Source organism: uncultured Sphingomonas sp., assembly GCF_913774285.1.
Taxonomy (GTDB): domain Bacteria; phylum Pseudomonadota; class Alphaproteobacteria; order Sphingomonadales; family Sphingomonadaceae; genus Sphingomonas.
Genome location: NZ_CAJYHX010000001.1, coordinates 50,821 through 72,112, shown reverse-complemented (window position 1 = coordinate 72,112; position 21,292 = coordinate 50,821). Strand labels below are relative to the sequence as shown.

The 21,292-nt window shown below is 68.9% G+C and carries 18 protein-coding genes; 7 read left to right on the top strand and 11 right to left on the bottom strand.

The annotated features are described in order from the left end of the window. Nucleotides 1-23 precede the first annotated feature (23 nt). Genes prsR through QZ670_RS00270 form a run of 3 tightly spaced genes read right to left on the bottom strand, consistent with a single transcriptional unit; the run spans nt 24 to nt 4,803 of the window. Nucleotides 24-1,376 carry a PEP-CTERM-box response regulator transcription factor gene (gene prsR, locus QZ670_RS00280; protein ID WP_294250194.1) on the bottom strand — a complete coding sequence of 451 codons (1,353 nt, stop codon included), beginning with the start codon at nt 1,374-1,376 and terminating at the stop codon, nt 24-26. Beyond that, nucleotides 1,373-3,415, bottom strand: coding sequence for an XrtA/PEP-CTERM system histidine kinase PrsK (gene prsK, locus QZ670_RS00275; RefSeq protein WP_294250192.1), 2,043 nt, complete (start codon nt 3,413-3,415; stop codon nt 1,373-1,375). Before prsK ends, prsR begins: the two co-directional genes overlap by 4 nt. Next, entirely contained in the window at nt 3,415-4,803 is a 1,389-nt protein-coding gene (locus QZ670_RS00270) for a TIGR03013 family XrtA/PEP-CTERM system glycosyltransferase (RefSeq protein WP_294250189.1), read from the bottom strand. The genes prsK and QZ670_RS00270 overlap by 1 nt, the downstream gene beginning before the upstream one ends. A 159-nt stretch (nt 4,804-4,962) precedes the next feature. Here QZ670_RS00270 and QZ670_RS00265 point away from each other — a divergent pair, with 159 nt between their 5' ends. After that, a complete protein-coding gene (locus tag QZ670_RS00265; protein WP_294250186.1) occupies nt 4,963-6,021 on the top strand; it encodes a mannose-1-phosphate guanylyltransferase/mannose-6-phosphate isomerase in 1,059 nt (352 codons plus the stop codon). Nucleotides 6,022-6,108: 87 nt separating this feature from the next. Here the strand turns inward: QZ670_RS00265 and QZ670_RS00260 are convergent, their stop codons facing one another. Both QZ670_RS00260 and QZ670_RS00255 read right to left on the bottom strand, forming a co-directional pair. Further along, complete coding sequence (locus QZ670_RS00260; protein ID WP_294250183.1) at nt 6,109-6,618, bottom strand: PEPxxWA-CTERM sorting domain-containing protein; 510 nt, start codon at nt 6,616-6,618, stop codon at nt 6,109-6,111. Nucleotides 6,619-6,773: 155 nt separating this feature from the next. After that, nucleotides 6,774-7,409, bottom strand: a complete 636-nt coding sequence (locus QZ670_RS00255; protein ID WP_294250180.1) for a trimeric intracellular cation channel family protein — start codon at nt 7,407-7,409, stop codon at nt 6,774-6,776. An 82-nt stretch (nt 7,410-7,491) separates the two neighbouring features. Here QZ670_RS00255 and QZ670_RS00250 point away from each other — a divergent pair, with 82 nt between their 5' ends. After that, nucleotides 7,492-8,163: a YoaK family protein gene (locus tag QZ670_RS00250; protein ID WP_294250176.1), complete on the top strand. Its 672-nt coding sequence runs from the start codon at nt 7,492-7,494 to the stop codon at nt 8,161-8,163. Here QZ670_RS00250 and QZ670_RS00245 read toward each other — a convergent pair. The 3 genes from QZ670_RS00245 to QZ670_RS00235 all read right to left on the bottom strand — a co-directional run bounded on the left by QZ670_RS00245 (nt 8,147) and on the right by QZ670_RS00235 (nt 9,786). After that, nucleotides 8,147-8,464 carry a transcriptional regulator gene (locus tag QZ670_RS00245; RefSeq protein WP_294250173.1) on the bottom strand — a complete coding sequence of 106 codons (318 nt, stop codon included), beginning with the start codon at nt 8,462-8,464 and terminating at the stop codon, nt 8,147-8,149. The genes QZ670_RS00250 and QZ670_RS00245 overlap by 17 nt on opposite strands. After that, complete coding sequence (locus QZ670_RS00240; RefSeq protein WP_294250170.1) at nt 8,461-8,904, bottom strand: hypothetical protein; 444 nt, start codon at nt 8,902-8,904, stop codon at nt 8,461-8,463. Before QZ670_RS00240 ends, QZ670_RS00245 begins: the two co-directional genes overlap by 4 nt. A 78-nt stretch (nt 8,905-8,982) precedes the next feature. Beyond that, nucleotides 8,983-9,786 carry an oxygenase MpaB family protein gene (locus QZ670_RS00235; protein ID WP_294250167.1) on the bottom strand — a complete coding sequence of 268 codons (804 nt, stop codon included), beginning with the start codon at nt 9,784-9,786 and terminating at the stop codon, nt 8,983-8,985. A gap of 114 nt (nt 9,787-9,900) precedes the next feature. Between QZ670_RS00235 and ppc the strand changes: the two genes are divergently transcribed. From ppc to QZ670_RS00215, 4 genes are all read left to right on the top strand, one after another. Beyond that, nucleotides 9,901-12,567 (top strand): phosphoenolpyruvate carboxylase, encoded by a 2,667-nt coding sequence (gene ppc / locus QZ670_RS00230; RefSeq protein ID WP_294250164.1) that lies wholly within the window; start codon nt 9,901-9,903, stop codon nt 12,565-12,567. A gap of 123 nt (nt 12,568-12,690) precedes the next feature. After that, the gene (locus QZ670_RS00225; protein WP_294250161.1) at nt 12,691-14,352 is read left to right on the top strand and encodes a hypothetical protein; all 1,662 of its coding nucleotides are present in this window, start codon (nt 12,691-12,693) and stop codon (nt 14,350-14,352) included. After that, nucleotides 14,349-15,860 carry a hypothetical protein gene (locus tag QZ670_RS00220; RefSeq protein ID WP_294250158.1) on the top strand — a complete coding sequence of 504 codons (1,512 nt, stop codon included), beginning with the start codon at nt 14,349-14,351 and terminating at the stop codon, nt 15,858-15,860. The genes QZ670_RS00225 and QZ670_RS00220 overlap by 4 nt, the downstream gene beginning before the upstream one ends. Nucleotides 15,861-15,923: 63 nt before the next feature. Continuing rightward, nucleotides 15,924-17,609: a hypothetical protein gene (locus QZ670_RS00215; protein WP_294250155.1), complete on the top strand. Its 1,686-nt coding sequence runs from the start codon at nt 15,924-15,926 to the stop codon at nt 17,607-17,609. Between the two features lie 180 nt (nt 17,610-17,789). On the opposite strand, the gene QZ670_RS00210 is transcribed toward QZ670_RS00215, so the two are convergent. The 3 genes from QZ670_RS00210 to QZ670_RS00200 form a co-directional block, all read right to left on the bottom strand. Further along, nucleotides 17,790-18,929 carry a GNAT family N-acetyltransferase gene (locus tag QZ670_RS00210; protein ID WP_294250152.1) on the bottom strand — a complete coding sequence of 380 codons (1,140 nt, stop codon included), beginning with the start codon at nt 18,927-18,929 and terminating at the stop codon, nt 17,790-17,792. 258 nt (nt 18,930-19,187) lie between these two features. Then, nucleotides 19,188-19,643 carry a hypothetical protein gene (locus QZ670_RS00205; RefSeq protein ID WP_294250146.1) on the bottom strand — a complete coding sequence of 152 codons (456 nt, stop codon included), beginning with the start codon at nt 19,641-19,643 and terminating at the stop codon, nt 19,188-19,190. Beyond that, complete coding sequence (locus QZ670_RS00200; protein ID WP_294250143.1) at nt 19,640-20,287, bottom strand: histidine phosphatase family protein; 648 nt, start codon at nt 20,285-20,287, stop codon at nt 19,640-19,642. Before QZ670_RS00200 ends, QZ670_RS00205 begins: the two co-directional genes overlap by 4 nt. Before the next feature lie 262 nt (nt 20,288-20,549). On the opposite strand from QZ670_RS00200, the gene QZ670_RS00195 reads away from it, so the two are divergent. After that, a complete protein-coding gene (locus QZ670_RS00195) occupies nt 20,550-21,170 on the top strand; it encodes a porin family protein (RefSeq protein ID WP_294250138.1) in 621 nt (206 codons plus the stop codon). The last annotated feature ends 122 nt before the right edge of the window (nt 21,171-21,292 follow it).

Genomic DNA, 21,292 nt, shown 5'->3' with positions numbered 1-21,292 from the left:
AAGCGGGAGGGGGAGTTGGGGTGTTACCCCTGCAGATCATACGCCTTCAGCAAATCATACAGCGTCGGCCGGCTGATCCCGAGTAGCCGCGCCGCTGCCGACACGTTGCCGTCGCTGCGTGCGAGCGCATGCCGGATCGCCTGGCGGTCGGCCGCCTCGCGCACCGCGCGCAGGTTGATCGCGGCAGCATCACCCGGCGCGAGATCCAGGTCCTCGGCGTGCACCGTCTTGCCCTCGGCCATGATCACCGCGCGCTTGATGCGGTTTTCCAGTTCACGGACATTGCCCGGCCAGCCCCAGGCGTCGATCGCGGCGAGCGCGTCGGGGGCGAAGCTCTTCTGCCCGGCCTTCATCTGCTCGGCGTAGCGGGCGAGGAAGTGGCGGGCGAGCAACCCGGCATCGCCCGGCCGTTCTGCGAGCGAGGGGATCCGCACCACAATCTCGGCCAGCCGGTAATAGAGATCCTCGCGAAACCGCCCCTCCGCCACCATCGCGTCCAGGTCGCGGTGGGTCGCGCACACGATCCGCGTATCGACGGGAATCGGTTTCCGCCCGCCGATCCGCTCGATCACCCGCTCCTGCAGGAAGCGCAGCAGCTTGACCTGGAGCGGCAGCGGGATGTCGCCGACTTCGTCGAGGAACAGCGTGCCGCCCTGGGCAAGCTCGATCTTGCCCTCGGTGGTCTTCACCGCGCCGGTGAAGGCGCCCTTCTCATGCCCGAACAGCTCGGATTCGAGCAAAGTCTCGGGGATTGCCGCGCAGTTGATCGCGACGAAGCTGCCTCCAGAGCGCGGGCTCGCCTCGTGCAGGCCGCGCGCGAGCAATTCCTTGCCGGTGCCGCTCGCGCCCAGCAGCATCACCGAGACATCTGCACCCGCCACCCGCTCGATCGTTCGCGTGACCTTGAGCATCTCCGGCGCGCCGGTGATCATGCCGCCCAGCACCGCCTTGGCCTCAGCCTTGTCGGCGAGGCGGCGATTCTCCGTCTCCAGCGCGTGGACGTGGAAGGCGCGCGCGACGATCAGCCCCAGCGCGTCGATGTCGATTGGCTTCTGGTAGAAATCCCAGGCACCGAGCTCGATCGCGCGGCGCATCGACTCGCGCTCGAAATGACCCGAGGCGACGATCACCTTGGTCGCAGGCGCGAGCTTGAGGATCGCCTCCAGCGTCGCGAAGCCCTCGCTGGTGCCGTCGGGATCGGGCGGCAGGCCTAGATCGAGTGTCACCACCGGCGGCTCTTCGGCGCGCAGCATCGTGATCGCCTCGTCGCGCGTGGTGGCGGCGAGCACGGTGTAGCCTTCATAGGCCCAGCGGAGCTGGCGCTGGAGCCCGGCATCGTCCTCGACGATGAGCAGCTTGGGTAGCGCGTCGCTCATGCCGCCGCCTCCACCGCCGGCGCGGCGCGCAGCACCACGCGGAAGCGCGTGCCCTGGCCCTCGCGCGAGCTGACCTCGATCCGCCCGCCCATGCCCTGCACCAGCTGCTGCGCTTCGAAGGTGCCGAGCCCGAAGCCGCCCGGCTTGGACGAGGTGAACGGCTTGAACAGGCGGGTGCGGACGAACCCGGGCGACATGCCGCAGCCGCGATCGATCACGTCGATGATGGCATTTTCCTCGTCGGTGGCGAGCGCGATCGTCACCGGCGCGTCGGCCGGGCTCGCCTCGATGGCGTTCTGGATCAGGTGGACGAGCAGCTGCTCGAGGGCGGCGGGCTCGGCGATCGCGATCGCGGGCTCGGCGCCCGACACCAGCCGCACCTGTTCGGGCTGGCGCGCGACGAGTCGTTCGAGCAGCGGCAGCAGCGCGGTGGGGCGCGGCGGCTCGCTGCGCCCGCGATGGTGCTGGCCGAGCCGGGCGAGCAGCGCGTTGAGCCGGTCGGACGAATCGCGCAGCGTCGCGATCATGTCGGCGCGGAATTCGGGGTTGTCGGCATGGCGCTCGGCATTGCGCGCGGTGAGCGCCAGCTGGCTGACCAGGTTCTTGATATCGTGGAGCAGGAAAGCGAAGCGGCGGTTGAACTCGTCGAAGCGCTGGGCTTCGGCCAGCGCTTCCTGGGCGCGCGCCTCGGCGAGATAGCTCGCCACCTGGCGGCCGGCGGCCTTGAGCAGATCGAAATCCTCCCAGTCGAGCCGCCGGGCGAGCGCCGGGCGACCGAGCAGGATCGCACCGACCAGCGCGCCGCGGTGGAGCAGCGGCACCACCACCCAGGCGGTGTCGGCGTCGCGCATCCAGGCAGGGGTCACGTCGGCGTCGGCGGGTTCGGCCTGGCCGAGGCGCACCGCATCGATCTCGATGATCCGTCCGGTGGTTTCCAGATGTGTCGCGAGCGGCTGGTCCGCGGTCAGCGGGAGCGTCGCGCGGTCCCAGTGCCAGCCGGCACCCGCCACCAGCCCGCCCTCCTCGGCGACGAGCAACAGGCCGGCGGGCGAGGCGGTGAGGTCGGCGAGCGCGCGGACGATGCGCTGCTCGAGCGGCGCGGCGCCCGGCGCGCCCAGCGTCTCCGTGAAGCGCAGCCATTCGGCGCGATAGTCATAGCGGTGCCGGAACAGGTGCTTGGCGAGCTTCACCTTCACCCAGCCGCGCAGGCTGGAGTTGGAGACCAGCGCCAGAATCGCGGCGGTGGCGCCGAACACGAAGGCGGTCTGGAGCAGCCGCGCATGCTGGCCGCCGAGCGTCGCGAGCGCGCTCGTCGCCAGCGCGAGCAACACGAAATAGGCGCCGACTGCGACCAGCGTCAGGGATTGGTAGGCGACGGTGCGCGACATCCGCACCCGCCAGTCGCCGCGCCGCTGCAGCCCCAGGCCCATGGCGGCGGCAACACATACCAGCGCCGCCCCGCGCGCCACGAGCAGCAGACCGGTCATCGGTACGCCGAGATAGGCGAGCGTCAGCACCGCAAACTCGACCAGCCAGAAGCCGCCCAGCGCGGCAACGGTCCAGCGCAGTCCACCGCCGGCGGTATGCGCCAGCGCCGCGTGGAGCGCCTGCACCATCACCAGCGCACCGACCGCGACGAGCAGATGAAGCAGCAACGCCACCGCGCCGGCCTCGCCGGCGATTTGCGAGGGGGTGGCAGCGATCGTGTCGAGCGCCATCGCTGCCACCGTTACCATCGCCACCACCCCGTAGACGGTGCCGAGCGCAAGCGGCGGTCGCGGCTCGCCGGCGCGGCGGTGGAGCAGCAGCAGAAACGCCAGCCAAGCCAGGGTGCGCAGCGTCTCGGCGAGACGGGTGGCGATCTCGTCGGCGCCAATGCCGGCCGTGGTGAGCGCGGCGAGCGCGGTCATCGCCAACGCCACCGCAAGCGCGCGACGGGACGGTGCGTCGCCGCCGGTGCGCAGGGCGGCGAAGGGCAGCATCGCGAACAGCAATGCCGCCAGTGCGTGCAGCCACAGGCTCAATGCCGCGCTGAGCATCAGCGCGCGCCGCTGGGGAACAGGATGACACGGGCCGTCTGCAGCAGGATCAGCAGGTCCAGAAAGGGCGAATAGTTCTTGGCGTAGAACAGGTCGTATTCGAGCTTCTGGCGGGCATCGTCGATCGAGGCGCCATAGGGATAGTTGATCTGCGCCCAGCCGGTGATGCCCGGCTTCACCATGTGTCGCTCGGCATAATAGGGCAGCGCCTGCTCCAGATCCTCGACGAACTTCGGGCGCTCCGGGCGGGGGCCGACGAAGCTCATCTCGCCCTTGAGCACGCTCCAGCATTGGGGCAGCTCGTCGATGCGGATCTTGCGGATGATCCGGCCGATGCGGGTGACGCGCGGATCATTCTCCTCCGCCCACACCGCCTCCCCAGGCGCCTCGGCATCCTGGCGCATCGAGCGCAGCTTGAGCACGTCGAAGGCCTGGCCGTAGAGGCCGACACGCTGCTGGCGGTAGAGCGCGGGCCCGCGGCTTTCCAGCTTGATCAACACGGCGGTGACGATCACCAGCGGGAAGGCGAGGACCAGCAGGATCAGGCTGGCGAGGATGTCGAACAGCCGCTTGAACAGCCCCGACATCCGGCGGCCCGAGGAGAAGCCGTCGGAGAAGATCAGCCAGCTGGGATTGACGCTGTCGAGGTCGACGCGGCCGGTCACCCGCTCGACGAAGGTCGAGAATTCGTTGACGTGGACGCCGGTGGTCTTGATCCGCAGCAGGTCCTTCAGCGGCAATGCGTTGCGGCGCTCCTCCAGCGCCAGCACCACTTCGCTGGCGTTGAGCAGCACGACGTGATCGGCGAGATTGTAGATCGCGTCGCGCGCGATCGCTTCCGGGATCACCCGGTTGGCGTCGCTCATCGCGACATAGCCGACGATCGCGAAGCTCGCGCCGGGTGCCTTGGACAGCTGCTTGAGCCGTGCCGCGCGCGGGCCGGCACCCAGCACGACGATGCGCCGCTTGAACGCCGCGCCGCCCAGCGTCTTGCCGAGCAGTACCCGCATCAGTAGCAGGAGCACGAAGGCGCTGACCGCCGCGTAGAGCAGGTTGGAGCGCCAGAAGCCGATCGGGGGCACCAGGAAATAGAGGAAGCCAAGCCCCAGCACGCCCAGGCCGATCGAGACGAGCAACCGCACCAGCGCATGGCGCAGCGATTGCAGCGCCTCCGCGCCGTATGCGCCCAGCGCCACCAGGGCGGTTTCGAGCACCAGCGCGAAGCTCGCCAGCTGCGGCACGCGCTCGCCGATCGGCCCCGCATCGATACCCGCCTGGTGCGCGCGCAGTTGCCAGCCCAGCTCCCCGGCGGTGACCAGCAGGAGCATGTCCAGCAGGCCGAGCAGCAGCACGGTGTTCGGGACATAATGCTTGAACAGGCGGATCATGGCGCCGCCCGGTGTAGCGCAGAAGGGTAAACGAACGGCCAAGCCCGCGCGGTCGCATCAAATTTGCGTCGTATCGCAACCGTTTCGGCCCATCCTTGTTTCAGAGGGCAAGACCGCCCAGCTATTCTCCACAGCACCGAACCAGGGAGCCTTTTCCGCATGCCGGATTCGAAGCCGATCACGCCTGTCATTCTCTCGGGCGGCTCGGGCACGCGCCTCTGGCCGATGTCTCGGCCCGAACGCCCCAAGCAGCTCTTGTCGCTGACGGCCGAGGAGACGATGCTCCAGCTGACCGCCAAGCGCGCCTCGGGCCCGCGCTTCACCGCGCCGATCGTCGTGGCCAATGCCTTTCATGCCGATCTCGTCGAGGAGCAGCTCGCCCAAGTGGACTTGGCAGTGCGTGCGCTGATACTCGAGCCGATCGGCCGCAATACCGCGCCGGCGATCGCCCTTGCCGCGATGGCGGCGGGCAGCGGCAGCGAGCCGATCCTCGTCATGCCGTCGGACCATGTGATCTCGGACGTCGATGCCTTCCATGCCGCGATCGACTCGGCGCTGCCGCTCGTCAACGAAGGCTGGCTGGTCACCTTCGGCATCACCCCGGACTCGCCCGAAACCGGCTATGGCTGGATCAAGATCGGCGAGGAGGAACTGGCGCCCGGCGTCCACCGCGTCGATCGCTTCGTCGAAAAGCCGCCGCGTGATCGGGCGGAAGCCATGCTCGCCTCGGGCGACCATGCCTGGAACGGCGGCATCTTCCTGTTCCGTGCCGACATGTATCTCGGCACGCTCAGCGTGTTCGCGCCGGAGATGCTCGTCGCTGCGCAGCAGGCAATGGACAAGGCCCGGCGCGACGGCGCGCGGATCTTCCCCGACGCCGAGAGCTTCGCCGCCTGCCCGTCGGACTCGATCGACTATGCGGTGATGGAAAAGGCGCCCCGTGTCGCGGTGGTGCCGGTGGCGATGGGGTGGAGCGACGTCGGCAGCTGGGATGCGCTGCATGCGATCAGCAACCCCGATGCCGGCGGCAATGTGGTACGCGGCGACGTGGTGGCGATCGAGGCGACCAACTGCCTGGTGCAGAGCGAACCCGGCAAGCGCGTCGCGCTCGTCGGCGTGCAGGACCTGATCGTGGTGGTCTCCGGCGCGGATGTGCTGGTGCTGCCGCGGGGACGTAGCCAGGACGTGAAGAAGCTGATCGATGCGATGAAGGACTGAAGCCGCGCGGCCGGGGGCCGGGCACCGATCTTGATGGCGACGCAGCCGATCTTCCGGACCGGCTGCGTCGCGATCGGATCGAGACGATCAGCTGCTGAAGCGGACGCGGACGGTCACGTCGCGGCGACGACGGACCATTGCGCCGAGCGCGCCGAAGCCCGCCAGCAGCATCGCCCAGCTCGCGGGCTCGGGAACCGCCGTGATGCTGAGGGTATAGGCCGGTTCGGGCGTGTTCGGCGTGAGCGTGAAGGTGCCCAGCTTGAACGTCGGCGCAGCCTCGGTGCCCGTGAACAGGCTGACACCCGTCGAGACGAAGCCATTGCCGATCGTGTTGTTGATCAGACCGAAATTGAAGATGTAGCTCGGGCTGCCGAAGCCAAGATCGAACGTCGTGGCGACGTTGTTGATGGTGCCGCTGACCCCACGGAGCACAAAATAATTGCCCGGATCGACGACCGGCGGAGTCGGTGAGGCATCGAGAACGAACTTTACCGTCTGGCTGCCGGTGATCGAGAACTTGTACTGCGCGGCATTGGCCGGCGATGCAGCTGCGACCGCGGCAGCACAGCAAGCGCTCAAGAAGAGCGTGCGTTTCATGCAATCCTCCACTAAGTATTTGTATTTACGAGATCGTACGCGGTACAAGCGTAAAAGCCACGTAACCATAACAGATTTGAGTCGGAATTGGCAACAAACGCCGCAGCGGTTGCGGCCGTTCTGGCGCAGTTGTTCGCCGTCGCGGGGATGTCGCGTCAGTTCTTGCCGCCGCGATAGGCGGGCAGACCCCATTTCCAGATCATCGCCGCGCCGCGCAGCGCGAATCCCGCGGTGGCGGAGGCCAGCCCCGCGACATAGGGTGGAAGCCCGAGCAGGCTGAGCAGCACGTACAGCGACGCGGTAAGCGCGGCCGCGGTAACATAGAGCTCGGGGCGCATCAGGATCGACGGCTCGCCCGCCAGCACGTCGCGGATGATGCCGCCGACGCACGCGGTCACCACCCCCATCACGGCTGCCGGCACCGGCGGGATGCCGTAGCCGAGCGCCTTGGCCGCGCCGAACGCGGCATAGGCGGCCAGCCCCAGTGCATCGAGCCAGGCGAAGGTGCGATCGCTCCACCAATGCTCGGGCGTGATCCAGACGATCGCCGACATGCCCAGACACAGCGACGCGACCGAGGCATCGTGGACCCAGAAGACCGGCGCGCCGATCAGCAGGTCGCGCACCGTGCCGCCGCCGACGCCGGTGATCAGTGCGAAGAAGGTGGCGGTGACGATGGTCTGCTGGTGCCGCGTCGCGGCCAGCGCGCCGGTGGCGGCGAACACGGCGATGCCGAACAGGTCGAGCCAGGGCAGGATGGGACCGATCTGGGCGGCGACCGAGCTGTTCATCCCCTCGCTTTGCCGCGCAGGCGTCCCCCAAGTCAAACGCGGCCCCTTGGCGAGGCCCCTGCGCTTGGGGCAGAGAGAGGCCATGCAACGTACCGAGTCCCCGCTGATCGCGCTTGCGATCCTCCTGGCGGCGCTCGCCGGCTTCGTCGATGCGCTCGCCTTCACCAGCCTGGGCGGCTTCTTCGCCTCGTTCATGAGTGGCAACTCGACGCGGCTGGGCGTCGGCCTCGGCAGCGGCTCCGGTTATGATGCGGCGATCGCCGCGTCGCTGGTGATGAGCTTCGTGGCGGGCGTGATCCTGTCGAGCGTTATCGGCCGCGCCCGTCCGCACCGCCACCAGCCGGTGGTGATGACGGCGGTGACGCTGCTGCTGACGCTCGCCGCCCTCGTCGCGACGCTGATGCCCGGGCCGGTCGTGCTGCTGCTGCTCGCCGCCGCGATGGGGACCGAGAACGGCGTGTTCCAGCGCGACGGCGAGGTGACGATCGGCCTCACCTACATGACCGGCTCGCTGGTCAAGCTGGGGCAGAAGCTGGCAGGCGCGCTGATGGGCGATGCCGACCGCTTCGGCTGGATCCGCTATCTGGCGCTGTGGCTCGGCTTCGTCAGCGGGGTGGTGATCGGCGCCGAGAGCCAGTTCCGCTGGGGCTGGAACGCGCTGTGGCTGGCGCCGCTCTTCGCCGCGGTGCTGACGCTGCTGCTGACGAGCATGACCCGGCCACGGCGCCGGCCCGACCTCACGCCGGTGCGCTGACCGGCTCGGCGGGCACCAACCCCGCCAGCGCCTGGAGCGCAACGACGTGCCGTTCGAATGCCGCGCGGCCGGCGCGAGTCACCGAGGCCCAGGTCCGCTGCCGGCCATTGGTCGTAGCCTTGCGCAGCTGGACATAGCCCGGCTCGGCCAGCGCCGAGAGGTGCTTGGACAGCACCGAGTCGCTCACCTTGGTGAGATCGCGCAGCGTCGCGAACTCGGCTTCCTGCACGTTGGTCAGCACCGCCATGATCTGCAGCCGGGCGGGCGGGTGAATCACCGCATCGAACTCGGCGGTGCTCACAGGCCATCCTCGAGTTCGCGCACGAACACGCGCTGCCAGACGATGCTCATATAGGTCGCGATGCCGAACATCACCGCGGCGAGCAGCAGCGACGGCCAGATTTCCTGCTTGGCGAAGACGAAATAGACGCTGGCGCCATAGAGTGCACCGAGCACCGGCAGGAAGGCGGCGATCACCCGGCGCGTGCGTCCGCGACGATAGCCGTTGATGAACATGCCCAGGCGCTGGCGATCCCAGCGCACGATCAGCACCAGGCCAAGCACGAGCGGCACCAGCGCGACAAGCTGGTACGGTGCAGCGGCCGGCGAGGCGACGAGCCCGGCCTCCAGCGCGGCGAATGCCAGGTGCCGCGCGGGCGGACAGTGCGCAACGCGGGCAAGCTGGGCGCGGCTGGCGTGGATTTGCGCCAGCGCTTGCTGGGCTTCGGCGACGCTCGACATGATGATTCTCCCTTTCCAATGTGGAAAGAGATAGCATCGTTTTCCGAATTGGAAAGCGATAACTTTCCCGATTGGAAACTAGCGGAATGCCCAGCGCAGCGTCTCCGCTACGCCGCGGGTGCCCAGCCGCACGGCGGGGGCGGCGAGCGGCGGGGTGGATAGGTGGTGCATCTGCCGCGCCCAGCCGGGCAGCAGGTCGATCGCGGCGGCGAAGGTCATCGCCTGGAAGGGCTTGGTCGCGAGGTTGGGCGCGGGCTGCTCTAGCAGCAGCCGGGCAACCTCGCGGGTGCGATCGTCGTAGCGCAGCTCGGCGCGCATGGTCGCGATCAGCGCCATCGCCTCGGCGCGGCTGTGCGGCACCGGATCGGCACCCAGCGCCTCGGCCACCCGCGCGAACTCGGCGAAATAGCGATCCTGGTCGGCACGCGTCATCCCGGGCTCGGCATAGCGGATCCACCCGTCGAGAAAGCTCACCGCCTCCGTCACATGCACCCAGGCGAGCAGCCGGGGATCGTCCGCGCGATAGGGAGTGCCGTCGGGCAAGGTGCCGTGGACATGCTCGTGAATGCGCCGCACGCGCGCGATTGCCGCCTCGGCTTCGTTGCGCGCGGCATAGCTGGTCTGGGCGATGAAGCGCGCGGTACCGCGCAACCGGCCGAGCATGTCGTGGCGGAACTTGGAATGGTCCCACACGCCTGCCAGCACTGCGGGGTGCAGCATCTGCAGCAGCAGCGCCGCGACGCCGCCGACCATCATCGTGGTCACGTCGCCATGCACCCGCCACAGCACCGAATCGCGCGTGAACAGCGCGTCGTCGCTTGGCTGCACCGGCGTTTCGCCGCGCGCCGCATCGTTGAACACGGCACGTACCTGGCCGATCATCGCGCGCCGTACGCTGTGGGTTGCAAATGCAACGAAATTCATCTTGCTAAGCTAGGTACTTTGGTAGCGCGAACAAGTTGACCGAGTCCGCTTCGCAGTGCAGCAATCGCGCCCATGGCCACACTCGCGATCACCAACAACCCCGACATCCGCTTCCTCGGACGACTGCTCGGCGACGTCATTCGTGCTTATGGCGGCGAGGAACTGTTCAAGCGGATCGAATATATCCGCGCGACCTCGGTCGATAGGCATCGTGGCGTGGCCGGGGCAGGCGCGATCGATTCCGGGCTGGACCGGCTGAGTCTCGACGAGACGCTCGATTTCGTCCGCGGCTTCATGCTGTTCTCGATGCTCGCCAATCTCGCCGAGGATCGCCAGGGGGTAGCGACAGAGAAGGACGCCGACGTCGCCGCTGCGCTGGAGCGGCTGGCCAAGGCCGGCATCGGCCGTGAGCCGGTGAGGGCGCTGCTCGACCATGCACTGGTCAGCCCGGTGCTGACCGCGCACCCCACCGAGGTGCGCCGCAAGTCGATGATCGACCACAAGAACCGCATCGCCGAGTTGATGCGGCTGCGTGACCAGGGCGTGACCGAAACGCCCGATGGCGACCAGGTGGAAGAAGCGATCCTCCGCCAGATCGCGCTGCTCTGGCAGACCCGCGTGCTGCGCCGCGAAAAGCTGGGCGTGCCGGATGAGGTGGAGACGGCGCTTTCCTATTTCCGCGACGTGTTCCTGCCCGTGCTGCCGGCGCTCTACGCCCGCTGGGACCGCGCGCTGGGCGACCGCGCGCCGAGCTTCCTGCGCCCCGGCAGCTGGATCGGCGGCGATCGCGACGGCAATCCCTTTGTCACCGCCGAGTCGATGCGCTTTGCGCTCGCCCGCGCGGCCGAGACGGTGCTCGAACATTATCTCGACTCGGTCCATGCGCTGGGCGCCGAGCTGTCGATCTCGACCGAGCATGCCGAGGTGCCCGAGGCGGTGCTGGCACTTGCCGATTCCAGCGGGGATACCGGCAAGAGCCGCAGCGACGAGCCCTATCGCCGCGCATTGACCGGCATCTATGCCCGCCTTTCCGCGACGCATGAAAAGCTGGTCGGCAAGCAGCCCGGCCGGCCCTCGCCGATCCCGGCCAAGCCTTACGGCCATCCCGCCGAGTTCCGCGAGGATCTCGTCGCCATCGCGCGCGGGCTTGCGGACGGCGGACCGCTCGCCACCGGCGGCGCGCTGGGCCGGCTGATCCGCGCGGTGGAGACGTTCGGCTTCCACCTCGCCACGCTCGACATGCGCCAGAACAGCGCGATCCACGAACGCGTGGTCGCAGAGCTGCTCAAGTCGGCGGGCGTGTGCGACGACTATGCCGCGCTCGACGAAGACGCCCGCATCGCGCTGCTCCGCCGCGAGCTCGCCAATGCCCGGCCGCTGACCAGCCCCTATGCCGTCTATTCGGAGGAGACCGCCTCCGAGCTCGCCATCGTTCGCGAGGCGGCGGCGGCGCATGCGCGGTACGGCCGCAACTGCATCCGACATTATATCGTCTCGATGGCGCAGTCGGTCTCGGACCTGCTCGAAGTGCACATCCTGCTGAAGGAAGCGGGGCTCTACGTGCCGGGGGAGACCCCGCAGGCGCACATCATGGCGATCCCGCTGTTCGAGACCATCGCCGACCTCGAAGCCGCGCCCCCGATCATGCAGGCCTGGCTGGGCCTGCCCGAAGTCGCGGCCATCGCGGCGGCACGCGGGCACCAGGAAGTGATGATCGGCTATTCCGATTCGAACAAGGATGGGGGGTACCTCACCTCCACCTGGCAGCTGAGCCGCGGCTCGACCGCGCTCAAGCCGGTGTTCGAGGAAGCCGGCATCGCAATGCAGCTGTTCCACGGTCGCGGCGGCGCGGTGGGGCGCGGCGGCGGATCGAGCTTCTCGGCGATCCTTGCCCAGCCGCCGGGCACGGTGCAGGGCCGCATCCGCATCACCGAACAGGGCGAGGTGATCGCCGCCAAATATGGCAGCCCCGAAAGCGCGATGACCAACCTGGAGGCGATGACGTCGGCGACGTTGCTCGCCAGCCTGGAACCCGAGCAGCTCGCACCTGCCGATGCCGAGCGTTTCGCGGCGGCCATGGACCGGCTCTCGGACAACGCTTTCCTCGCCTATCGTGGGCTGGTCTACGAGACGCCGGGCTTCACCACCTTCTTCCGCCAGATGACGCCGATCGCCGAGATTGCCGGCCTCAAGATCGGCTCGCGCCCGGCGAGCCGCAAGAAGAGCGATGCGATCGAGGACCTGCGCGCGATCCCCTGGGTGTTCAGCTGGGCGCAGGCCCGGGTGATGCTGCCGGGCTGGTACGGCGTCGGCGCGGCGCTGGAGTCGTTCGAGGACAAGGGACTGCTGCGCGAGATGGCCACCGCCTGGCCGCTGTTCCGCGCGACGCTCGACAATATGGAGCAGGTGCTCGCCAAGTCCGACATGGGCATCGCCAGCCATTATGCCGCGCTGGTGGAGGACGAAGCGCTGCGCGACGCCATCTTCGGGCGGATCAAGGACGGCTGGCAGCAGACCCAGGACGGGCTGCTTCAGGTCACCCGCCAGACGCGTCTGCTGGAAAAGCATCCGCTGCTCGACACTTCGATCCGGCTGCGCCTGCCCTATATCGAGCCGCTCAACCTGCTCCAGATCGAGCTGATGAAGCGGCATCGTGCGGGCGAGGCGGATCCGCGGATCGGCGAGGGCATCCTCCTGTCGATCAACGCGATCGCCACCGCGCTGCGCAACAGCGGGTAACCGCCCGGAGCCGGGCCGAAACGTCCGGTTAACCATGGGGGCCTAGCGCTGATGGGCATGGGTCCAGGGCATCTCCGCAGCATACGACGCGATTCGCTTCTCGCGATCGGGCTCGCGTTGCTGATGGGGATCGCCTGGACGGTGCGCGATCATGTCGCGCTGGGGGCCTTGCGGCTGCCCGATACCGACGACCTGATGCGCCTCCAGCAGATCCGCGACTGGCTGGGCGGACAGGGCTTTGCCGATCTCGCCCAACACCGGCTGGGGCCTCCGCCGGGGCTGGAGATGCATTGGTCGCGGCTCGCCGATCTGGTGCCCGCGGCGTTGATCCTGACGCTCACCCCGCTGCTCGGCGCGCAGGCCGCAACGGTCGTCGCCGTCATCGTCTCGCCGCTGCTGCTGTTCGCGGCGATGCTGATCGTCATTGCCGCGATCGCGCGTCGCCTGGGCCAGTCCGGTTTCGTCGCGGTCATCCTCGGCGCGCTCGCCTTTCCCGCGATCACCCTGTTCACGCCCGGGCGGATCGATCACCATGCGCTGCAGATCGTGCTCGTGCTCGCGCTGCTCCATGCCTGTGTCGGGCGGGGGACGCTGGGGCAGGGGGCGATTGCCGGCAGTGCGACCGTGCTGTCGCTGGTCGTCGGCATGGAGACGGCGCCGCTGCTCGCCGCCGGCGGTGCGGCCATCGCGCTGCGCTGGCGGCTCGATGGCGCTGCCGGCCAGGCGCGGATGGCAGGTTATGCGACCGCGCTGCTGCTCGGCCTGAGCGCCGCGGCGGTGCTCTTCCGCACGAGCGGATGGAACATCGACGCTTGCGACGGCTTCACCGCGATCCTGTGGCGCGCGGCGATGCTGGCGGCACTCGCACCCGCGGCGATGGCCGTGGCGGGCTTCGCCACCCAGTCCGTCGCCGTGCGTACCGCCGTGCTGCTCGCTACCGGTGGGCTCGCGCTGGCAGGTGCCGCTGTGAGTGCGCCCGCCTGTCTCCATCCCTATGGGCAGGTCGATCCGCTGCTTGCCCGGCTCTGGCTCGCGCATGTCAACGAAGCGCAGCCGCTCTTTGCAATGCCGCTCGGCAAGGCCATCGCGGCGGGGGGCATGGCGCTGGTCGGCCTCGCTGCCGGAATCTGGTTCGCCTGGACAACGCGGACCGCCGCGGCGTGGATCGTCCTCGGCTTCCAGGCGACCGCGGTTGCGGTGACCTTGGTGCAGGTGCGCGGGGCGCCGCTGGCGGCGTTGACCGCGGTGCCAGCGCTGGCCGCGATGATCGCCGCTGCCCGGCCGCGCGGACCGCTGGCGCTGGTGGTCGCCTGGCTCGCGGGCAGCGGAATCGCCTATGCCGGGCTCGGGGACCGGCTGACACCCGCCGCCCCTGCCGCTGCCCATGGCTGTACGGCTGCCGCCGCCGCTGCGCGCCTCGCCGCGCTGCCCCCCGGCCTGGTCGCCGCGCCGATCGATTTCGGCCCGACGCTGCTCGCCACCACCCGCCACCGGGTCCTTGCCGGACCCTATCACCGCGACACGCAAGGAAATCGTGCCATGTACGACCTGTTCCTCAGCCCCTCCCCCCAGGCGGAAGCGCTCGCGCGGCGCTGGGGGGTCGACTATGTCGCGCTCTGCAAGGACGGCTTTGCCGAACTGGGCGAGCGTTCGAAGGACCGCCAAGTGCTCGCCGGCAGCCTGATGGCCGGCCAGGTGCCGCCCTGGCTGCGCCAGATCTCTCCGCCGGGTGGGAGCACTCGCGTCTACACCCTTACCCAGCCCGCGCGGCGCACCACCCAGTGAGCGATGGCCGCTGGTGGGAGCGGCGCTGGTTCGCGCTGGTGGCGGTGCTCCTCGGCGCGGTGCCGCTGCTGTCGCCCGCACTCCCGCCGCTCGTCGACCTGCCCGGCCATATGGCGCGCTACCGGGTGATGCTGGACGGCGGCACGTCGCCGCTGGCGACATGGTATGATTTCCACTGGCGGTTCGTCGGCTATCTCGGCGTGGACCTGCTCGTCGCGGCGTTCGCTCCTTGGTTCGGCCTTGAGCCGACGGTCAAGGTGATCGCGGTCGCCATCCAGACGCTGACCATCACGGGCATGTTGTGGCTCTCGCGCGAGGCGCATGGCCGGGTGCAGCCGATGGCGCTACTTGCGCTGCCGCTCGCCTACACGCTCCCCTTTCTCTACGGCTTCCTCAACTATACGCTCGCCATGGCGCTGGCGCTCAACGCCTTCGCACTATGGCTGCGGCTGACCCGGCAGGGCCGCTTCCGCCTGCGCGCCGCGCTGTTTCTCGCCATTGCCTGGCTGGTCTGGACCGCGCATCTGTTCGGCTGGCTGACGCTGGGCGCGATGGTCTTCGCCGCCGAAGTCGCGCGGTACCGTGCTTTGGGACGCAGCTGGGCGCGCGCGATCCTCGGGGCGGCTGTCGCTTGCCTGCCGCTCGCCCCGCCGGCGCTGGTGCTGCTGCGCTGGCATCCCGGGGACGGCGCCGGGGGCAGCGACCTCTGGACCCGCTTTCCGATGAAGCTCGGCTGGTTCGTCACCTTGTTCCGCGACCGCTGGCAGTGGATCGACCTCGCCTCGCTGCTCCTGCTCGTGCTGCTGCTCTATGGCAGCTGGCGACGGCGCGGACAGGCGCGATCGGCGAGCCTTGCCGCGGCGGCACTGGCGATGGCCGCGCTGTTCCTGCTGCTGCCGTTCGGCACCGCCTATGTCGATGCGCGGATACTGCCCTATGCGGTGATTCTTGCGCTGCTCGCGGAGGGAACCTTGCCCGACCGTGGCCGGCTGCTCGCCTGGGTCGGCCTTGGCTTTCTGCTCGTCCGTACGCTGGCGGTCACCACGGACCTCGCCATGGAGGGGCGAGACTGGCAGCGGCGGCTGGTGGCGCTGGAGCATCTGCCGGTCGGCGCGCGAGTCGCGGCGTTCGTCCTGAACCGATGCGAGGCGGGCTGGGCGATCGCGCGGCTGAACCACCTGCCGAGCATGGCCGTTGTCCGCCGTTCGGCCTTCGCCAATGACCAGTTCGATCTCGGCTCGACCGGCCTGATGCAGGTGCGGCGCGATGGTTTCGGCGCCTTCGCCAACGATCCCTCGCAGATCGTCGTCGAGGATCGCTGCGCCGCCACTGCGGGAATCCCGACGCTCCGCACAGCGCTGGCGCGGCTTTCGCGGGGCGCCTTCGACCATGTCTGGCTGATTGATCCGCCGGCCGATCTGCGTGTCGCGGGTGCCGCCCGCGTCTGGAGCGATGGCAGGGACGCGCTCTATCGGCTTGAACCGCAAGGGGGCATAGCTGCGCGCTAGCCGCCGCGGCGCTCCACCGACAAGCGCTTGCCGTACCGCCCGCTCGCGCACTAAAGCGGCGCGATGGATAAAGGGGTTCCGCTGCGCTGGTGGCAGACGCGCTGGTTCGTATTGTTCGCGACGCTGGTGGCGACGGTGCCGCTGCTGTGGCCGGACATCCCGCCGCTGGTCGACCTGCCCGGCCATATGGGCCGCTACCGGGTGCAGCTGGTCTATGACCAGGTGCCGTGGCTGCGCCAATGGTATGATTTCCGCTGGCAGCTGATGGGCAATCTGGGGGTGGACCTGCTGGTCTTCCCCATGGCCAAGCTCTTCGGGCTCGAGTTGGGCGTGAAGCTGATCGTCATCGCGATCCCGGCGATGACCGTTGCCGGCTTCCTGATGATCGCGCGCGAGGTGCATGGCCGCATTCCGGCGACCGCGCTGTTCGCGCTGCCGCTCGCCTATGCCTTCCCCTTCCATTTCGGCTTCGTCAATTTCGCGCTGTCGCTCGGCATGGCGATGCTGGCGTTCGGCTGGTGGCTGCGGCTGGCTCGGCTGGGCAAGTTCCAGTTCCGCTCGATGGTGTTCGTGCCGCTGTCGGTGATCATCTGGATCACCCACACCTTCGGCTGGGGCGTGCTGGGCGTGCTCGCCTTCTCGGCCGAACTGATCCGTCAGCACGACCTGCGGCGCGACCGCGCGCTGCCCTGGTACAAGGATCTGGTGGGCGGATGGCTCGCCCCGTGCTTCCACGCCGGCGTGCAGTGCCTGGTGCTGGCATTACCGGCGGTGCTGATGGTGATCTGGCGCGGCGGCGAGCATGTCTCGGGCCAGACCTTCGACTGGTTCAACTGGCGCGCCAAGACGCTGTGGGTGACGCAGGTGTTCCGCGATCGCTGGCAGCTGTTCGACATCGCCAGCGTCGGCGTGATCTTCCTGCTGATGCTCAAGGCGGTGCGCGACCCGAACCTTCAATACTCGCGCAACCTCGGCCTCTCCGCGGCGCTGCTGCTGCTGGTCTATCTCCTCCTGCCGCGCGTGGTGTTCGGATCGGCCTATGCCGACATGCGGATGGTGCCGTTCCTGATCGCCATCGCGATCCTGGCGATTCGGCCCAAGCCGGGCCTGTCGATGCGCGGCGCGACGCTGGTGGCGGTGCTCGGCCTCGCCTTCTTCCTCGCCCGCATCGGGGCGACGACGGCGAGCTTCTACCTCTACGACAAGGCCTATGACCGCGAGCTCAAGGCACTGGCGCATGTGCCGGTGGGGGCGCGGCTGGTGAGCTTCGTCGGCGAGACCTGCTACAACGAATGGGCGATGACCCGGCTGCAGCACGTTCCCGGCCTCGCGCTGGAGCGGCGGCTGGCCTATACCAACGACCAATGGTCGATGGCCGGCGGCCAGCTGATGACGGTGCGCTACCGCGCGGCCAAGCGCTTCGCCCACGACCCGTCCGAGCTGGTGACCAACGTCCAGTGCCCGCGCGAATGGTGGCGCCCGATCGCGCGCAGCCTGGCGCTCTTCCCGCGCGACGCGTTCGACTATGTCTGGCTGATCCGCCCGCCGGCCTTCGACAAGCGCTACGAGCAGGGGCTGGTTCCGGTGTGGCGCGACGGGCCGAGCGTGCTCTACCGGGTCGACCATGATGTGCCGGGTCCCGGCCTCAACCCCGGCGACCTGCCGATCCCGCGGCCCGAAGCCGTGCTGATCCGCGAGGCCGAGGCGGCGGGTGAACTGCCGGGGAATGGCACCGCGCCGCCGTCCTGACGATCTCCGCTGTTGGCGAGCGCAGTCAACCGCGATAGCGTCTTCGAGGAGATGTCTATGCGCGGTGCGAAACTGGCTTTCAGCTTTGTGAAGGGTGCTGCCGCTGGCGCCTTGCTGGTGCATGTCGGGCTGCGACTGGCAGCTGCTTTGGCGTAACTGTGGGCCCAAGCGAGCGCTCGACTACTCCGCCTTCTTGAACGGCGTCAGTTCTTCCAGATATTCCTGCTCGCGCTCCACCGCCTGCTGCTCGCGCACCAGGAAGTCGGCGACGGCGCGGCGGAAGCCGGGGTCGGGGAGGTAATGGGCCGACCAGGTCGTCACGGGCACATAGCCGCGGGCGAGCTTGTGTTCCCCTTGCGCGCCCGCCTCGACGCGGGGCAGGCCACGCGCGATCGCGGCGTCGATCGCCTGGTAATAGCAGAGCTCGAAATGGAGGAACGGCACGTCCTCGACGCAGCCCCAATAGCGGCCGTACAGCGCATCGGCGCCGATCAGGTTGAGCGCGCCCGCGATCGGCCGTCCGTCGCGCTCGGCGAGCATCAGCAGCACCTTATCGCCCAGCGCCGCGCCGAGCATCGAAAAGAACGGCCGGGTGAGATACGGGCGGCCCCACTTCCGGCTGCCGGTATCCTGGTAGAAGGCCCAGAAGGCGTCCCAGTGCGCCTCGGTGATCTCGGCGCCGGTGAGGTGGCGGATCGTCAGCCCCTCCACCGCGGCGGCGCGCTCCTTGCGGATCGCCTTGCGCTTGCGGCTAGCGAGCGCGCCGAGGAAATCGTCGAAGCTGGCATAACCGTCATTCTGCCAGTGGAACTGGGTGCCGGTACGGATCAGCCAGCCCGCCGCCTCGAACAGCGGCACCTGCGCTTCCGCGACGAAGGTGGCGTGGGCGGAAGAGAGGCCGTGCTGGTTCACCACCGCCTCGATCGCGGCGATCAGCGCGGGTGCCTGCGTCGGATCCCGCAGCAACAGCCGCGGGCCGGGGACGGGCGTGAACGGCACCGCGATCTGCAGCTTGGGATAATAGCGCCCGCCCGCGCGCTCCCAGGCGTCGGCCCAGCTATGGTCGAACACATATTCGCCCTGGCTGTGGCTCTTGGCATAGGCGGGCGCGATCGCGGCGGGGGTGCCGTCCGGTCCGTCGACGACGATCGGCAGCGGCTGCCAGCCGGCCTGTGCGGTGGCGGAGCCCGAGGATTCGAGAATCGACAGAAAGGCGTGGCTGAGAAACGGGTTGTCGGGTCCCGCACAGGCATCCCACTCCGCCGCCGGGATCGAGGCGACGCCGTCGGCGAGGCGAGCGGTGATGGATGGGGATCGCACGGGGGACAAGATAGTGCGTCGCGCGTTGGGTGCCAGTGGTTTGTTCCCTCTCCTGCCTTCTGGTCCCCCCTCCCGCCTGCGGGAGGGGTTAGGGGAGGGTGAGTGAGGGTAGCGGGCGAGCTGTCGCGATTTGGCCGCACCGCTTCATTGCACTTTTTCTCTGACAGCCCTTTCCTCCCTCTCTCACCCTCCCCCGTCCCCTCCCGCAGGCGGGAGGGGGGCGATAGAGGCGCGAGGTGGTGGCTTGCTGTCGCCGTTCTACAGGCAGGCCAGCGTTGCCGCGTCGATCGCGCTCGCCGCGCCCTGCAGCGTGTAGCCGTCGACGAACGGCACGCCGCCTGTATCGACGCTCTCCACGCTCAGCGCGCGGCCGTCGCGCATCGCCGCGACGATTGCCGAGTCGGTCCGCGCATCCGGCGCCCAGGCGTCATGCCGGCTGGCCGTCAATTCAAAGCGCCGCTCGCCCGCCACCAGCATCACCCGCGCATGGTCCGCGCGCGCCCGGCTGAGGCGGACATAGAGCTGGTGCCGCACCCCGCGCCCCGGCCAGCTCGCGATGCTGAGATAGGCCTCGCCGCGCCGGGCGAGGTCGGTCGGTCGCGCCACCGCGAAGCAGCGCGTGGGCGCGGTGTCGCGGAAGGCGCCCCAGCGCTCGAAGATGCCGATGGTCTCGCGCGGGCCCGCCAGCACGAGCAGCGCCAGCGCCAGCATCATGCCGGCGCCGCGCCGCGCCCGGTGCCGAGATGCACCACCGTCTCCACGCCGCCCTCGATCCGCACGATAGAGCCTTGCGGCAGGTCCGGTGCGACGGGCGCGTCGAACTGGGGCAGCACGTCGCGGCCGGTCATCACCCCGCGCAGGATGCGGCTCGACATGCCGTGCATGATCACCAGTCGGTCGCCGGGATCCTCGTCGGTATCGGCCAGCCAGCCCGAGACGCGCGCGGCGATCGCGTCATACCATTCGCCGCCCTCCGGCGGCCGCGTGTAGAGTCCGTGCTCGGGGTCGAGGAAGCTGCCGACCTCGCGCTCCAGATCGGCATAATAACGCCCGCTCCACGCGCCCATGCCGATCTCGACCAGGCGGTCGTCGGTGCGCGTCTGGTGCCAGTCGAGCTCGAGATGCTCGGCAATGATCGCCAGCGTCTGCAGGGCACGGCCGGCGCTGGAGGCCCACAGCGTCAGCTTGGCGCGCGGGCCCAGCAGTTCCCGCAGCGCCGCGCCCATCGCATCCGCTTGGGCGAAGCCGGCGCGGGTTAGCGGGGTATGGGGATGGTCGCCCTGCATCCGCCGGGCGATGTTGAACACGGTCTCGCCATGCCGCGCGATGAAATCGCGGCCTTTCCGGGTGCTGGCCATGTCAAGTCTCTCCCGCGAAACCGCCGGAAACGCAATGTCCCAATTTGGCCCTGATTCGTTCATGCGGGCGACAGGCCCGGGGGTGCATCCGTCCCCTCGCTCGCGGAGCACGCCGGGAGCGAACGGGAGGAAGAACAGGTCGCGGCGCCCATGGCGGGCCGCCCCTTCCCCTCGATACCGAGCGTCCAGCCGAAGCCCCTCGGGCTTGCGGCTGAAGTCAGGCCGCACCCTGTCGGTGCGGCTTCAGTGAGGAGTAATCGTTATGCGTACCAAGCTTTCCATCGCCGCGCTGATCGCCACCACGGCCTTCGCCGCGCCGGCTTTCGCCCAGTCGCAGGACCAGAGCTTCAACGGCTCGCACGCCGAAGTGATTGCCGGCTGGGACCGCGTGAACGACAAGTCGTCCTATGACGCGTCGCGCGACGGCGTCACCTATGGCGGCAATATCGGCTATGACATCCAGCGCGGCAGCACCGTGTTCGGCGTCGAAGGCGAAGTGACCGGGTCGTCGATCAGCGATCGCAGCGGCGATGTGCTCACCGCGGGCGACCGGCTGCGTGTGAAGGCGGGCCGCGACCTCTATGTCGGCGGTCGCCTCGGCTTCCTCGCGGGTCCGCGTACGCTGATCTACGCCAAGGCCGGATATACCAACGCGCAGTTCATCACCGACTATGATTCGCCGGCCACCGCCACCGCGCCGGCGCTGTCCTTCCGCCAGCGCGACAATTACGACGGCTGGCGCCTCGGTGCGGGTGCCGAGTTCAAGCTGACCGACAAGGTCTTCGCCAAGGCGGAATATCGCTATTCCAACTATGGCTCGCAGGCGGGCGGCGTCGATCCCGAGCGTCACCAGATCGTCACGGGGCTGGGCGTCCGCTTCTGATCGCCGAAAAGGCAGTCTGACTGTGGAAAAGAGGGTCGGGGCAGCTTGCTCCGGCCCTTTTTCGCGTTAAGGGTACGTCATGGCGCATTGCCACCGGCCGGGTCGCGCCGGGTAGAAAGCAG